This window comes from Winogradskyella vidalii (assembly GCF_013403955.1).
Lineage (GTDB): Bacteria > Bacteroidota > Bacteroidia > Flavobacteriales > Flavobacteriaceae > Winogradskyella > Winogradskyella vidalii.
The window spans coordinates 232,190-246,879 of sequence record NZ_JABFDG010000006.1 but is presented as its reverse complement, the minus strand read 5'-3'; the positions used below and the strand labels follow the sequence as shown (position 1 = coordinate 246,879).

Annotated in this window: 14 protein-coding genes; 10 read left to right on the top strand and 4 right to left on the bottom strand. The window is 32.9% G+C overall.

Translation table 11 applies throughout. The annotated features are described in order from the left end of the window. The first annotated feature begins 27 nt into the window (after nt 1-27). Together HM982_RS14655 and HM982_RS14650 are read left to right on the top strand one after the other, a co-directional pair. Nucleotides 28-2,478 (top strand): T9SS type A sorting domain-containing protein, encoded by a 2,451-nt coding sequence (locus HM982_RS14655; protein ID WP_179354031.1) that lies wholly within the window; start codon nt 28-30, stop codon nt 2,476-2,478. A 95-nt stretch (nt 2,479-2,573) separates the two neighbouring features. Further along, nucleotides 2,574-4,460 carry a CocE/NonD family hydrolase gene (locus tag HM982_RS14650; protein WP_179354029.1) on the top strand — a complete coding sequence of 629 codons (1,887 nt, stop codon included), beginning with the start codon at nt 2,574-2,576 and terminating at the stop codon, nt 4,458-4,460. A 92-nt stretch (nt 4,461-4,552) separates the two neighbouring features. Here the strand turns inward: HM982_RS14650 and HM982_RS14645 are convergent, their stop codons facing one another. Continuing rightward, on the bottom strand, nt 4,553-4,942 hold the full coding sequence (locus tag HM982_RS14645) for a PUR family DNA/RNA-binding protein (RefSeq protein WP_179354027.1): 390 nt from the start codon (nt 4,940-4,942) through the stop codon (nt 4,553-4,555). Nucleotides 4,943-5,005: 63 nt separating this feature from the next. After that, entirely contained in the window at nt 5,006-6,760 is a 1,755-nt protein-coding gene (locus HM982_RS14640) for an ABC transporter ATP-binding protein (protein ID WP_179354025.1), read from the bottom strand. Nucleotides 6,761-6,893: 133 nt separating this feature from the next. Between HM982_RS14640 and HM982_RS14635 the strand changes: the two genes are divergently transcribed. The 4 genes from HM982_RS14635 (at nt 6,894) to yajC (ending at nt 10,093) form a co-directional block, all read left to right on the top strand. Beyond that, nucleotides 6,894-7,997, top strand: coding sequence for a Glu/Leu/Phe/Val family dehydrogenase (locus HM982_RS14635; RefSeq protein WP_179354023.1), 1,104 nt, complete (start codon nt 6,894-6,896; stop codon nt 7,995-7,997). A 112-nt stretch (nt 7,998-8,109) separates the two neighbouring features. Further along, a complete protein-coding gene (gene nusB, locus HM982_RS14630; protein WP_246296855.1) occupies nt 8,110-9,054 on the top strand; it encodes a transcription antitermination factor NusB in 945 nt (314 codons plus the stop codon). A gap of 155 nt (nt 9,055-9,209) precedes the next feature. Continuing rightward, on the top strand, nt 9,210-9,779 hold the full coding sequence (locus HM982_RS14625; protein ID WP_179354021.1) for a DUF1573 domain-containing protein: 570 nt from the start codon (nt 9,210-9,212) through the stop codon (nt 9,777-9,779). A gap of 20 nt (nt 9,780-9,799) precedes the next feature. After that, on the top strand, nt 9,800-10,093 hold the full coding sequence (gene yajC, locus HM982_RS14620) for a preprotein translocase subunit YajC (protein ID WP_179354019.1): 294 nt from the start codon (nt 9,800-9,802) through the stop codon (nt 10,091-10,093). Between the two features lie 114 nt (nt 10,094-10,207). On the opposite strand, the gene HM982_RS14615 is transcribed toward yajC, so the two are convergent. Then, nucleotides 10,208-11,122 carry a bifunctional metallophosphatase/5'-nucleotidase gene (locus HM982_RS14615; RefSeq protein WP_179354017.1) on the bottom strand — a complete coding sequence of 305 codons (915 nt, stop codon included), beginning with the start codon at nt 11,120-11,122 and terminating at the stop codon, nt 10,208-10,210. Between the two features lie 88 nt (nt 11,123-11,210). After that, the gene (locus HM982_RS14610; RefSeq protein ID WP_317167433.1) at nt 11,211-11,936 is read right to left on the bottom strand and encodes a 5'-nucleotidase; all 726 of its coding nucleotides are present in this window, start codon (nt 11,934-11,936) and stop codon (nt 11,211-11,213) included. A gap of 103 nt (nt 11,937-12,039) precedes the next feature. On the opposite strand from HM982_RS14610, the gene HM982_RS14605 reads away from it, so the two are divergent. The 4 genes from HM982_RS14605 (at nt 12,040) to HM982_RS14590 (ending at nt 14,689) form a co-directional block, all read left to right on the top strand. Further along, nucleotides 12,040-12,558 carry a DUF6913 domain-containing protein gene (locus HM982_RS14605; RefSeq protein WP_179354014.1) on the top strand — a complete coding sequence of 173 codons (519 nt, stop codon included), beginning with the start codon at nt 12,040-12,042 and terminating at the stop codon, nt 12,556-12,558. Then, a complete protein-coding gene (gene dapA / locus HM982_RS14600; RefSeq protein ID WP_179354012.1) occupies nt 12,558-13,442 on the top strand; it encodes a 4-hydroxy-tetrahydrodipicolinate synthase in 885 nt (294 codons plus the stop codon). Before HM982_RS14605 ends, dapA begins: the two co-directional genes overlap by 1 nt. A gap of 108 nt (nt 13,443-13,550) precedes the next feature. After that, nucleotides 13,551-14,351 carry an outer membrane protein assembly factor BamD gene (locus HM982_RS14595; RefSeq protein WP_246296844.1) on the top strand — a complete coding sequence of 267 codons (801 nt, stop codon included), beginning with the start codon at nt 13,551-13,553 and terminating at the stop codon, nt 14,349-14,351. Between the two features lie 11 nt (nt 14,352-14,362). Then, entirely contained in the window at nt 14,363-14,689 is a 327-nt protein-coding gene (locus HM982_RS14590) for a DNA-directed RNA polymerase subunit omega (RefSeq protein ID WP_179354009.1), read from the top strand. The last annotated feature ends 1 nt before the right edge of the window (nt 14,690 follow it).

The following is a 14,690-nucleotide window of genomic DNA, read 5'->3' as shown; positions in this document are numbered from 1 at the left end:
TACTAAATTGCGCCATAATCATCAATCATGAAAAACGTTTTATTTATTGTTAGCTTATTATGTTCAGTAATAAGTAGTGCACAATTGATACCTTCAAGTTATGTAACTGTTGGAGGTTCGGGGGACTATACAAATCAGCCCTATGTGCCTCAAGCAAAATTTTCTCGGACACAAACCCTGTATTATCCCGATCATATAAAGTTTAATGGTGAGATAACAGGCCTTCGATTTTTTACTGCATTTTCAAATACAACGACATCACCTGCACCTAATACAAACCTAATATTTAAAATAGGCCATACAACCAAAGAGGAGTTTGAATCGGGAGATGGTTTTATTGCTGATGCGGATTTAACCCAAATAGGAATTTCCACCTATTACGCAAATGCGTATGAGTTTATTTTAATTTTTGATGAGCCTTTTAATTATAACGGTATCGATAATTTGGTTATTGATGTAGAAGATGTCAATCCGGGGCAATCAACAAGTGCTTTGTTTGGATGGCAAGGCACAGAAAATTTTAATAATCCACCTACGCGAAGCAGAGTAAGTATAACCGAAGAATTTGATGATGGTTCAACATCGTCATCTGTGTTATTGCAAAATTCTTACGCTAAAACACGTTTTGATGGTAATTTACAAGTTTGCGAAGGTTTATCGGTGATCTCTATTGATAATATAACCAATACATCTGCTGAGTTTACTCTTAATGATAACTCTACAGCAAATCATTACAGGTATGTAATTACAGAAGTAGGTGAAGAAATACCGGAATCGTACACTATTACTAATGATCAAACCTTTTCAGTATCGGGTTTATTGCCTTCACAAGCGTATTATATCAATGTAAAATCTGATTGCGATGCATTTGGCGTTACTGCAGGTTATCGTAGCTTTTATTTTAAAACCAGACCAGAGGTGTTAACCCTGCCTTATACCATTGATTTTGAATCCGATTTTCAACGTGATTATGCTGTGCCAGATTACGGTGTAGAAATAAATACTGAGGCTGCAAATGAAAGCGCTTATGGTTTAATGCTTAATGGTCCTGGATATCCACAGTATCTGAATTGGAATGATTATGGAGATCCTTTTGAAGAAAATCAGGATTTTATAAGAACGTTTTCAATAGATGTAGATCTTACTCAAAACACGATTGATCCCGTTCTTAGATTTGATATTAGTCAAACATCCGAAGCTTATTTACGTGTCAAAATAAAAAATTATGCAGATGATAATGTGTATACAGGCGTTGCCGAAGATTTTATTTATAATGCTGCTTTTGATGACAATGATTTTAAAACTGTTACTATAGATTTGTCTCAGTTTGTAGGTGAATTGGTAACCATTAAGCTAGAAAATGTAAGCAAATCTACAACCCGAAAAACCTATTTAGATAACATACGCTTGTTAGAGAATGATTGTGAGTCTATTACCAATATTTCATCAGTTAGTGCTGCGGATAATATTGCACTAAACTGGGATGCGACAACCACTGATAGTTATGAGGTTGTCGCAGCTGAATTTGAAGAAAATTTAGGTGCAGATTATTTAGTTTCTGATAGTAATAGCTACACATTCTCAGAATTAACAGTAGCAACATCATACAAGCTTTTTGTTCGTAATAGTTGCGAGGCTGCACATTCGCCTTGGCAAAAAATATATACTTCTACTGACCCAGAGTACTTGGAGTTAGGGTATGATAATTATTTTAATAACGAATCGTCACTACAAGCCGGCTTGTTTTCGGTGATGCATAGTGAATCATCTAATTTAGAGTTTGTTAATTATTCAATTTACGATAGATTAGTACTTCATCAACGTAATTCTAATGCAGAATGGGTAGGAGGAGATACAACTACAGCGTCTCAGGCGTGGAATGATAATAAAGACTTTTTAACAGGCTTAAAATTTAAAATAGATGGTGCCAATTTAGTAGATGGTGTCGTAGATATCACGTTTAAACAGTTGCATCACTACAGTTCTACACCGTTAAATTCGTGGTTTAGGATTTTAATAAACGGTGTGCAATATGGTCCAAGTTATAATCCAATAACACGTTATCAAGATGGTTATACTACAGTGAGTGTAGATTTAGATGCCTATTTAGGTGATGATATCACATTTGAATTACAAAATGTGGGTCGGACTAAAGATTATTTTTCGTTTACAGCCATAGGAGGCGATGGCACCGAAATTAGTAGAATTGTTTTTTCAGGTAACGCTTTATCCGTTAACGATTCGGAACAACTTTCTCTAAAATTATATCCTAATCCCGCAGTATCTGAAGTAGCAATTGAAGGGCTACACCACAAAAGCGAAATAACCATCATGGATTTAAATGGTAGAACTATAAAAACATTAAAGGCTGTAGCAACTTCTGTGTTTTTCAATGTGTCAGAATATGATTCAGGATTGTATTTTGTAAAAATTAAATCAGGTGCGCAGCTTGAAATATTAAAATTTATAAAAAAATAAAGAGTTAAGAACTTGATGACTTTTAAAGCAACAATGTACATGTTACTTTATATTGGTTGTCAGTCTATCGTTTATCTCTAAAACCAACCCAACCTATGATTAAGAAATTATTGTTTATTGCCTTTATTGCTTTAGGATTATGGAGCTGCAGTGACAAAACGCATCAAGCTATAACGTCAACTGAAGTTAGTAATGCTGAAAATACCTATGCGAAAGATCATTACACCAAACAAGAAGTCATGATTACTATGCGCGATGGTGTAAAGCTTCATACAACCATCTACTCCCCAAAAGACACGTCTCAAAGCTATCCTATGTTAATGATGCGTACGCCTTACAGTTGCAGACCTTATGGTGAAGATGAATTTAGGAGTAAGATTGGGCCTAATAAGTATTTGATGGAAGAAGGGAATATTATGGTGTATCAAGATGTGCGAGGCCGTTGGAATAGTGAAGGGGTTTACGATAATATGCGTCCTTACATTCCTAATAAAACAGGAACGCAGATTGATGAAGCTAGTGATACTTACGATACCATTGAGTGGTTGGTAAATAATGTAGCGCATAATAACGGAAACGTTGGAACTTACGGTATTTCTTATCCAGGGTTTTACGCAACCTATTCGTTGTTAGATGCGCACCCCGCCTTAAAAGCGGTATCACCCCAAGCGTGTATTGGCGATTTCTTTTTTGATGATTTTATTCATAATGGGGCTTTTTTATTGAGTTATTGGAGAGCAACGTCTGTTTTTGGTTATATGAAAGATCAACCCACAACAGAGTCGTGGTATTCTTTTCCTGACATTGGTACCGAAGATCAGCATCAGTTTTTTTTAGATCATATGCCGCTGCGTAAACTAGATAAATATTACGATAGTACCAACGTGTTTATGGAACAATTAAAAACACATGTAACCTATGATGAGTTTTGGCAACGAAGAGGAATTATTCAGCATTTAAAAGACATTAAGCCAGCAACTATGGTAGTTGGAGGTTTGTTTGATGCCGAAGATTTATACGGCCCATTTAACACCTATAAAAGCATTGAAGAACATAGCGATAATTACAACACCGTAGTTTTTGGACCTTGGAGTCATGGTGATTGGGCTAGGAGCAATGAAAGACAAGTGGTGGGTAATATCTATTTTGGAGATGAACTTTCTGATGGTTTTCAGAAACACGTAGAAACGAAATTTTTTAATCATTTCTTAAAAGGTGAAGCTAATGGTGAAACAGGGTTAGCAGAAGCACAAATGTTTAATACAGGAACTAAACAATGGGAGTCTTTTGAAACTTGGCCTCCTAAAAATGTGACTACTAAAAGCTATTTTATGCAGCCTGATGAGCACTTAACAACCTTACCTAATAAAATGTTGGCGACATCAGATTTTATAAGTGACCCTAAAAAACCAGTGCCTTATACTGAAGATATTAAAGTCGGATTTACACCACGTAAGTTTATGACAGATGATCAGCGTTTTGCTTCGAGACGACCAGATGTATTAACGTTTGAAACTGAAGTTTTAGACAATGATGTAACGCTTGCAGGGGATATTTTAGCTAAATTAAATGTAGCCACTACAGGAACAGCTGCAGATTGGATTGTAAAAGTGATTGATGTGTTTCCTGCAGACACCAAAAACACTAAGGATGTGCAAGACCATTTAAAATTGAGTAATTACCATATGATGGTTAGGAGTGAAGTGTTACGTGGGCGTTTTAGAAATAACATGTCTAAACCAGAACCTTTTGTGCCCAATGAAAAAACGGCAGTGAATTTAAAATTACAAGATGTGTTTCATACGTTTAAAAAAGGACATAAGATACAAGTGCAAGTTCAGAGCACTTTTTTTCCTTATATAGATGCTAATCCACAGACTTACGTCGATAATATTTTTGAAGCTAAAGCCAGTGATTTTAAAAAGCAAACGCATAAGGTTTATAGTGATTCTACTATTGATTTTCAAATATTAAAAGATTAGTTTGCTAGTAGTCTGTGTAGGGTTATAATCATAAAAAAGCCTTGACAAATAAATGTCAAGGCTTTTTCATTAAAATTTAAAAGCAGTTAATCTTAGATATCGTCAAAACTAATATCGGTAAAACTATCTGTAGTTTTAGTATCTTCTGGTGTTTTAGCTTCTTGAGCAACAAAATCACTTTCGCGTTTAAAGTCTTTTTGATGACGTTCGCTAATAACCTCATGACCTTTTTCATCAATAATATAATCAGTCATTTCAGCTAAGATTTCTCTAAATTCTTTAAAATCTTCTTTATAAAGGTAGATTTTATGTTTTTTATAATGGAATGAACCATCGTCGTTGGTGAATTTTTTACTCTCAGTAACCGTTAAATAATAATCACCAGCTTTAGTAGCTCTAACATCGAAAAAATAAGTTCTTCTACCAGCACGTAATACTTTAGAATATATTTCTTCTTTGTCCATCATTTCATAATCACTCATATCTCAATCTGTTTTAATTTCAATCCAAAAATCCAAAAAAAAAGTAAGCTAAACAACAAATAATTACATTTCTTTTTCAGAGAGTTGCTTAGTGTATAATTCTTTGTAGTAACCATCGGAATTAATGAGACTTTCATGATTTCCAGACTCAATAATTTTGCCATCGTCTAGCACAATAATTAAATTAGCATTCTTTGCAGAGGATACCCGATGACTCACAATTATGGTTGTTTTGTCTTTTGTGAGCTTAACGAGGTTTTTAAGGATTTTTTCTTCTGTTTCTGTGTCTACAGCAGATAAACAATCGTCAAATAATAGAATTTCTGGTTTCTTAATTATTGCTCTCGCAATAGATATACGTTGTTTTTGACCACCAGAAAGTGTAATACCACGCTCGCCTAAAACGGTATCATATCCGTTACTAAATTTAAGAATATTTTTATGAACTTTCGCGTTACTTGCAGCTTCAATAACATCGTCATCGGTCGCATTTTCTTTTCCGAATTTAATGTTATTCTTTATGGAGTCTGAAAATAAAAATGCGTCTTGTGGCACATAGCCAATGCTTTCTCTTAAACTGAAAAGATTTAATTTAGAAATAGGCGTATTGTCAATTAAAATCTCACCTTTTTCAATATCATATAAACGTCCAATTAAATCGAGAACAGTTGATTTTCCAGATCCTGTTTTTCCTAAAATAGCTAATGTTTGTCCAGATTTTAGAGTAAAACTAAGGTCTTTTAAAGCTACAATATTAGTGTCTGGGTAAACAAAAGTTACATTTTTAAATTCAATATCACCTTTAATCGGAGTCGGTTGGTCGGCTAAATTCTTAATTTCTGGTAAGGTGTTCAAAAACTCATTAATTCGTTGTTGTGAAGCTTCGGCTTGTTGAACAAGCGAGGTCACCCAACCCACTGTAGCAACTGGCCAAGTTAGCATGTTAACATAGATAATAAATTCAGCAATGGTTCCTATGTTGTCAATTTCACCACTCATGTATTGCATCCCTCCAATATAGATGACTATTAAGTTACTAACACCAATTAAAAGTATCATCATCGGGAAAAATAAAGCTTGAACTTTAGTGAGGTTAATTTGTTTTTGACGGTTTTGAGCTGAAAGTTTTTCAAATTCAGTATTTGTACGCGGTTCAATGCCGTAAGATTTTATAACTGAAATTCCGCTAAAGGTTTCTTGAGAATACGTAGAAAGTGTAGAAAGCGACTGTTGTACAATGGTGCTACGCTTGTTAATTAAACGGCTCAATTTATAGATTACAACTGATAAAAAGGGCAGAGGTAATAAAGTATATAACGTTAAGGAAGGCGACCGATCAATCATATAAATTAAAGCCACAGCAAATAATGTAATCGTATTAATAGTATACATTAATGCTGGTCCTACGTACATACGAACTTTGCCAACATCTTCACTAATACGATTCATTAAATCGCCTGTTCTATTAGATTTATAGAAGTTTAGTGAAAGAACTTGATAATGCTGGTATATTTCGTTTTTAAGATCAAATTCAACATAACGAGACACATTTATAATGGTTTGACGCATTAAAAACGTAAAAATACTAGCGACTACAGCGGCACCAGTGAGGTATAGAATATTTATGGTTAAATCGTTTTTAAAGACTTCTTCCGTAATTTTATTATTCAAATAATCGGACACCACATTGATAGAAGCCCCAACTAATCTAGGGGTAAAGAGGGCGAAAATCTTAGCTATTATGGTAATTATAACACCGATAATTAAGCGGTATCGGTATTTGTAGAAATATTTATTTAGATGTTTTAATGCTTTCATTCAATAAATTGGTTGTTCAAATGTGTTGTGAAAACCTTATTTTATGGTTAATGTTTTGCTAATCCTCTATTTATAATATACTTTTGCATGCTGTTTTTAGAACATCTTCAAACACCCTAAAAATTTAACTTACATGACTTCAGAAATTATAACTTCAAATGAATTAAAAAAAATGGATCCCGTATTCGGACAATATTCATTTGATGATCATGAGCAAATTGTTTTTTGCAATGACAAAGATACTGGTTTAAAAGCTATAATTGGTATTCATAATACAGTTTTAGGCCCAGCTTTAGGTGGTACTAGAATGTGGAATTATAATAGTGAATGGGAAGCGCTTAATGATGTTTTGCGTTTATCTCGTGGAATGACCTTTAAATCAGCTATTACAGGATTAAATTTGGGTGGTGGTAAAGCCGTAATTATTGGCGATGCTAAAACACAAAAAACGCCAGAGCTAATGAGACGCTTTGGTGAATTTGTAAATGATTTAAGCGGACGCTATATTACTGCAGAGGATGTAGGGATGACCACCGAAGATATGGATACCGTAAGAGAAGTAACCCCATATGTTACTGGTATTTCAGAAAGTAAAGGTGGTGCCGGAAACCCATCTCCAATTACAGCTTATGGCGTTTTTATGGGAATGAAAGCTGCCGCTAAGTTTCAGTTTGGTTCTGAAATTTTAGAAGATAAAAGCGTGTATGTTCAAGGTATTGGTAATGTTGGTGAAGCACTTGTTGAGCATTTAGTAAATGAAGGTGCTAATGTCACCATCTCCGATATTAGTCAAGAGCGTTTAGAAGAAGTACGATCTAAATACGGTGTTACTATTTATGGTGGCAAAGATATTTACAGTGAAGAAATGGATATTTATGCGCCTTGTGCTTTAGGAGCGACTATTAATGATGATACGATTCAGAAACTAAAAGCAAAAGTGGTTGCTGGTGCTGCAAATAATCAATTAGCAGAAGAAAGTAAGCATGGTTTAATTTTACAAGAACGCGGTATTGTATATGCGCCAGATTTTTTAATTAATGCAGGTGGCATTATTAATGTATATGCAGAATTAGAAAACTATGACCGTCAGGAAATTATGCGTAAGACTGAAAACATTTATAATACAACGCTCGAAATTTTAGACAATGCCAAAGTCAATAATTTAACGACTAATAACGCGGCATTAAATATTGCTAGAGAACGTATTGAAACGCGAAAGCGAGAAAATTCAAAATAGTCCTAATTTAATTCTGAAATAAAAATTAAATAATAGTATTTTTGCAAGGTGAATCTTAATTAAGATTCACCTTTTATTTAATAACCAACAATAATAAAGTGAGTTCTTACACATGTTAAATCGAAGACACATCAGAATTAAAGTTATGCAATCTATGTATGCTTTTAAAGGTACCGAAAGTGATAACTTAATAAAAGAACAAAAGTTTTTGCTTCACAGTTTAGATAATATGTACGATTTGTACTTATCGCTTTTAGCGTTACTTACGGAACTTCATAAAAAGAGTAAGAAGCACAATGCTAAACTGCAAAACAAGCTTGTAAAATCTGATGCTGATAAAAACCTTAGTTTAAAGTTTCAGGAAAATCAACTTCTAACAATCATTAGTAGTAACACCCTGTTGCAAGAGGCGATTGAAAACCGAAAGTTGAACTTTTGGGATTTAGATTTTGAATATGTTGATATTCTTTTTAAAGCGATTTTAAAAAGTGAAATCTATCAAGCTTACACAGCGGACTCAGAGACAAATTTCAAAAAAGACAAACAATTTATTTTAGACGTCTTTACAGAAATCATAGCACCAAACGAAAAGCTTTACGACTATTTTGAAGATAAAAAATTAACTTGGGTAGATGATATTCCTGTGGTTAATACTGCTGTTTTAAAAGTATTACGCAAGTTGAAACTCACATCTTCAGAAACCAAATTGTTGCCAGATTTATATAAAGATGACGATGATATGGAATTTGCAAAAGACTTATTTAAAAAGACTTTTCTTAATAGCTCTAGATTTGCAGAAGAAATAAGTCTGAAAACAACGAATTGGGATAGTGAACGTTTGGCGAGTTTAGATGGTGTGTTATTAAAAATGGCACTTTGTGAATTTCAAAAATTCCCATCAATTCCTTATAAAGTGACTATAAACGAATATTTAGAAATTGCTAAAGAATATTCCACACCAAAAAGTAGTTTATTTATCAATGGAATTTTAGATAAAATTGTAAAAGAATATCAAGCAGAAGGTATACATCTTAAAACTGGTCGCGGATTAATGTAGTCATAACTTAATTTGTAAAACTTTAAGTCGTGTTAAATTTTTGTAGGATTAATTCTTGTAAAATTATGTTAACGTATTACTAAAAATTTTAATTAGGTAAAATAATCATTAACTTGGCAAGCTGAAATAAATTTCTAATAAAATAAAAAATTAAAATGAAAAAAGTAATTTTAGGACTTAGCGCATTGTGTATGGTAGCTTTTACATCTTGTAAAGAAGATGCTGCTAGCAAAATTAAATCTGAAAACATTGCTGTTGCAGCAGAAAGAGATGCAAATGCAGGTGATTTCGCTGTGATTTCTTTAGATAAGACTGAACACGATTTTGGAACAATTCAAGATGGAACCCCAGTAGAGACAGTATTTAAATATACAAACACAGGAAACTCTATGTTAGTTGTAAGTAACATTAAAAGTACTTGTGGATGTACTGTACCATCTAACTATGACAAAGAAGTTCAGCCAGGTGAAACAGGTCAGTTTACAGTAAAGTTTAATGGAAAAGGTAATGGTAAAATTACTAAATCTTTAACTATGATTACTAACACTGAAAAAGGACAAGAGCTTGTTAAGATTACTGCTTCTGTAGAAAAGGATCCAAATGCACCAGCTAAACCAGCAGGTAAAGCAACGGTTAATCCATTAGCTGTAGATGCTGCTACTTCTCCAGCTGCACCTAGAAAGTATTCTACGCAACCAGGACACGAAGGTCATAACCACGATTAATATTTACTGATAATTACTAAATGGAAGGATTAGGTTCATTTTTACCGTTTATAGCTATTTTTGCTGTGATGTATTTCTTTATGATTGCACCACAAATGAAACGTTCTAAACAAGAAAAAAAGTTTGCCAGCGAACTAAAACGTGGCGATCGTGTAATAACTAAGAGTGGTATGCACGGTAAAGTTGTAGAACTAAATGATAAAGATAACAGTTGTGTTATTGAAACTTTAGCAGGTAAAATTAAATTTGACCGTTCTGCAATTTCAATGGAAATGAGTAATAAATTAAATGCACCAGCAACTGTTAAAAAGTAAGCTAGATTTGCATTATTACATAAAAAAAAGACTGTTCATTTATTTTGAACAGTCTTTTTTTTGTGATTTAGATTTAAACAGCTTTTAATTCTTATACTTGAATCTTCATTTGCTTTATACAATAATGGAAGCACCTTCTGCTGAGACTTCTTTTCCTGGTTCAAAATAGAAATCTACTTTACCTAAATACAGCCCATAAGCACCAACCTGATTAACAAGTACATTTTTCCCAATACTATTTTTTTCTATAGTTGGCTTTGGTAAAAACGTATGCGTATGTCCACCAATAATTAAGTCGATATCTTTTGTTGCTCTAGCAACCGTAATATCACTCACTTTATTAGGCGCATTTTTATAATTATAGCCAATATGAGATAAGCAAATCACCAAATCACAACCTTGTTCTTCTTTTAAAATACGAGACATGTCTTGAGCAATCTCAATAGGGTGGTGGTAAACGGTTTCTTTGTATAGGTTTTTATCGACTAAGCCCTCAAGTTTAATTCCAAGTCCAAAAACGCCTATTTTAATACCGTCTTTTACAAAGGTTTTATAAGGTTTAACGTGGGTATCCATTACGGTATTTGAAAAATCGTAATTGGCAGATACAAAATCGAATTTTGCATGTGGAATTTGAGCGTATAATCCATCAATACCGTTATCAAAATCGTGATTACCAATAGTCGCTAAATCATATTTTAACATACTCATTAGTTTAAACTCTAATTCACCACCATAAAAATTAAAGTATGGTGTACCTTGAAAAATATCACCTGCATCTAATAATAAGGTGTTTGGATTATCTTTCCTTATAGATTCAACTAAAGTAGAACGCCTAGCAACACCACCCTTATTTGCATTTCTGCCATCATCTGGACCAAAAGGATCTATATGGCTATGCACATCATTGGTGTGTAAAATGGTTATTTTCTTTGTTTTAGAAGGACTGAAAGATTGTAAACCTAAACCTCCAACACCAGCTAAAATGGTTGCTGCAGTAGATTTCTGTATAAATTGTCTTCTTTTCATGAGTCTTTAATTTATGAGCTATTGTCAGCTAATTATTAATCGATAAACTTACGATGCAATTAATCAGCTTTAAAAGCAAGTATAAAATTTAATCTTTTAATTTAATGAAACGGTTATCGCGTTTTGGATTTATAGTGTCTGTTTTCTTAAAAGTATCTATTAAAACATCTCTAACTTTATAGTTTAAGATTTCGATACCTTCATTAGGGTGAAAAAACACCATGCCATCGCCACCATTATAGAGGTAATCGTTTGTGGCTACATAATATGTTTTAGACATATCTATAGGTTCACCATGAATAGTTGCCGATTTTATATTAGAATCTTTATCTAAGGTTAACTGCAGTTGTTTTGAAACAGGATGCGCTCGTTTCGCTTTAGAAAGATAGTCCATCATGGCATTAATTTGGGTGCCTTTTAGACCGACTACAACTGTAGAGTTTTCAAAAGGCATAACGCTATATGCAGTTCTTGTAGTAATATCACCTTTAGAGATTATAGCACGAATTCCGCCATGGTTAAACAGTACAAAATCAATATTCTTACCTGTTCGTTGGTTAAAAATAGGATTGCCTTCACTAAAAATAGCATCAGCCATAAAGTTTCCAATAGCTGTGTTTAATTCGCCATCCGATTTAGAATACGTTTCTGGCGCATAAGACAGAACACTATCCATACTTTTATTGACGTGTTCTCGATACGGTGTTATAAAATCTTCAATGGTTTGATCTGATTTTATAGTCTCATCAATATCGAGACGTTTGCCTTCAATTTTAGTAATTTCAGTTGATGCACAAGAAAAAATGAGCAACAAAAAACAGAGTTTAAAAGTATGTTTAATAGTCATTGAATAACTTATAAGAATTTATAATTTTATGTGAGTGCTTTTATTAAATTTGCACAAAGGCTAAAGATAGATGATTTTAAAAGCATTTAAAGAAAAATCAAATCGAAAATATGTCAATAATTTATTGACAACCCGAAAATCTGCTGTAGATAATAGTGCGATTAAAACCGTGGCAGTACTTCTTAATGCTGAGGAATTTCATGAGTTTGAAGTGTTTAGAGTCTATTTCAAAGAATTAGGTTTAAATTCACCTAAGCATAAAATTATAGCTTTTACCATGGATGATAAATTAGAGTATAATCAATGGAATGCGCATTTTAGCCCCAAAGATTTTGGGTGGAATGGAAAAATAAAAAATGTAGACTTAGATACTTTTATTAATGAACCATACGATATGCTGGTTTGTTTTTTTAAAAATCAGGTTTTACAACTCAATCATATAACAGCGGCATCTAAAGCTAATTTTAAGGTAGGTATATCTAATGAAGATGAACGCTTATACGATTTAATAATAGATGTTGATTTAAAAGAAATCAATGTTTTTAAGCAAGAATTAAAAAAATATTTAAACATTTTAAAAAAAATATAATGACCAAATTTATAGGAACAGGTGTTGCATTAATTACACCTTTTAACGCAGACCTAAGTATAGATTTTGAAGCGTTAGAGCGTTTAGTAGAATATAATATAGCTAATGGCACAGATTACCTTGTAATTAGTGGAACAACTGGCGAAAGCATCACTGTTACTCCTGAAGAGAAAGTAGAATTGGTAAATTTTATTGCCAAAGTTAATAAGGGTAGAATACCATTGGTTTTAGGAATTGGCGGTAATAATACGGCTAGCGTTGTTAAAGAAATCAAAGAAACGGATTATTCTAATATTGATGGTATATTATCAGTATCACCTTATTATAGTAAGCCAACCCAAGAAGGTATTTATCAACATTTTAAAGCCATTGCAGAAGTTGCACCAAAACCAATTATATTGTATAACGTTCCGGGAAGAACCTCATCTAATATGACTCCAGAAACGACTTTACGACTAGCAAAAGATTTTGATGCTATTGTTGCCGTAAAAGAAGCGGGTAATAATGTGCACCAATATTTAGAGTTATTACGAAACAAACCTAAAGGTTTCTTAGTATTATCTGGTGACGATGACTTAGCTTTAGGGGTTGCTTTAGCTGGAGGTTCAGGTGTTATTTCAGTAATAGGGCAGGCTTTGCCTAAAGAATTTTCTGAGATGATACGTCTAGGGATTGCTCGCAAAGCCAAGGAAGCTTATGATATTCATTTTAAGTTAATGCCGATAACAGCACTTATCTTTGCAGAAAATAACCCTTCTGGTGTAAAAGCAGTTTTATCAGCATTAAAAATTTCAAAACCACACGTACGTTTACCATTAGTCGAAGCTACTGATGACCTAAAAGCGCGTATTAAAACTGAAGTAAAAAACTTAGGCAAAAGTTAAACTTTATATAAATAGGTATTCAAGCTAATTACAACACTTAAATTAGCATAAAATAATTGTTTTTAAAATCCGTTAATAATGTTTACTTTTGCATTCTGTTTAAAATTTATGAATCGAGGACTTTACATACTACTTATCAGTATTCTACTTATTTCCTGTAGTGATTATCAGAAAACATTAAAATCTGAAGATACTGCAGCTAAGTTTGAAATGGCTGAAGAATTATTTGAAGCTGAAAAGTGGAATAAATCTTATAAGTTGTTAGATCAAATACTACAACAATACAGAGGGAAACCACAAGCTGAAAAAATTACCTACATGCATGCCATGTGTTCTTATCATTTAAAAGATTACTATATTTCTAGTTTTCATTTAGATAAATTCACAGATGTTTATCCGAAAAGTGATAAAGCTGAAGAAGCTGCCTTTTTAGCTGCTAAAGGGTATTATTTTAATTCCCCAGTATATTCTAAAGAACAAAAAGAAACGGTTGAAGCCATTGAAAAACTACAGTTATTCATCAACGCTTATCCTGATTCAGAATTTTTAGTTGAAGCGAATACTCTAATTAAAGAACTCGATTTTAAACTAGAGAAAAAAGCATTTGAAATCGCAAAACAATATGGCTTAATTTCAGATTATAAGGCATCTATTAAATCGTTTAATAACTTTTTACTAGAATTCCCAGGAACAAGCTTACGAAGCGAAGCCTTATATTATAGATTTGATTCTGCATACAACTTAGCTATTTTAAGTGTTGATTACTTAAAAGAAGAGCGTTTAAGTGAAGCGCTTAGTTATTATGAAAGGTTTCAAAAAACAGCGCCTAACTCTGAACACTCAGAAGAGGCTGCGAGAATGAAAGAAGAATTACAACAAGAATTTAATACGTTTACTACTAAAAGTTAAACATTATAACAATGGATTTAAAAAAGACAGAAGCACCAGTAAGTACGATAACTTACAACAGAAACGAAATTGATGCGCCTACAGATAACATCTATGAGGCTATTTCTGTAATAGCTAGACGTGCAGAGCAAATTAATACTGATATTAGACGTGAGTTAATTGATAAACTTGAAGAGTTTGCAACTTACAATGATAGTCTTGAAGAAATTTTTGAAAACAAAGAACAAATTGAAGTGTCTAAGTTTTACGAAAAATTACCTAAACCACATTCTTTAGCAGTGGACGAATGGTTAGCTGATAAAATTTATCACAGAAATACGGATGATCCTCAGCCATAAA

Excerpts from the sequence above, each read along its gene's own strand:
- HM982_RS14655 (WP_179354031.1), top strand. The coding sequence starts at position 28 with ATGAAAAACGTTTTATTTATTGTTAGCTTATTATGTTCAGTAATAAGT.
- HM982_RS14650 (WP_179354029.1), top strand. The coding sequence starts at position 2,574 with ATGATTAAGAAATTATTGTTTATTGCCTTTATTGCTTTAGGATTATGG.
- HM982_RS14645 (WP_179354027.1), bottom strand. The coding sequence starts at position 4,942 with ATGAGTGATTATGAAATGATGGACAAAGAAGAAATATATTCTAAAGTA.
- HM982_RS14640 (WP_179354025.1), bottom strand. The coding sequence starts at position 6,760 with ATGAAAGCATTAAAACATCTAAATAAATATTTCTACAAATACCGATAC.
- HM982_RS14635 (WP_179354023.1), top strand. The coding sequence starts at position 6,894 with ATGACTTCAGAAATTATAACTTCAAATGAATTAAAAAAAATGGATCCC.
- nusB (WP_246296855.1), top strand. The coding sequence starts at position 8,110 with ATGTTAAATCGAAGACACATCAGAATTAAAGTTATGCAATCTATGTAT.
- HM982_RS14625 (WP_179354021.1), top strand. The coding sequence starts at position 9,210 with ATGAAAAAAGTAATTTTAGGACTTAGCGCATTGTGTATGGTAGCTTTT.
- yajC (WP_179354019.1), top strand. The coding sequence starts at position 9,800 with ATGGAAGGATTAGGTTCATTTTTACCGTTTATAGCTATTTTTGCTGTG.
- HM982_RS14615 (WP_179354017.1), bottom strand. The coding sequence starts at position 11,122 with ATGAAAAGAAGACAATTTATACAGAAATCTACTGCAGCAACCATTTTA.
- HM982_RS14605 (WP_179354014.1), top strand. The coding sequence starts at position 12,040 with ATGATTTTAAAAGCATTTAAAGAAAAATCAAATCGAAAATATGTCAAT.
- dapA (WP_179354012.1), top strand. The coding sequence starts at position 12,558 with ATGACCAAATTTATAGGAACAGGTGTTGCATTAATTACACCTTTTAAC.
- HM982_RS14595 (WP_246296844.1), top strand. The coding sequence starts at position 13,551 with ATGAATCGAGGACTTTACATACTACTTATCAGTATTCTACTTATTTCC.
- HM982_RS14590 (WP_179354009.1), top strand. The coding sequence starts at position 14,363 with ATGGATTTAAAAAAGACAGAAGCACCAGTAAGTACGATAACTTACAAC.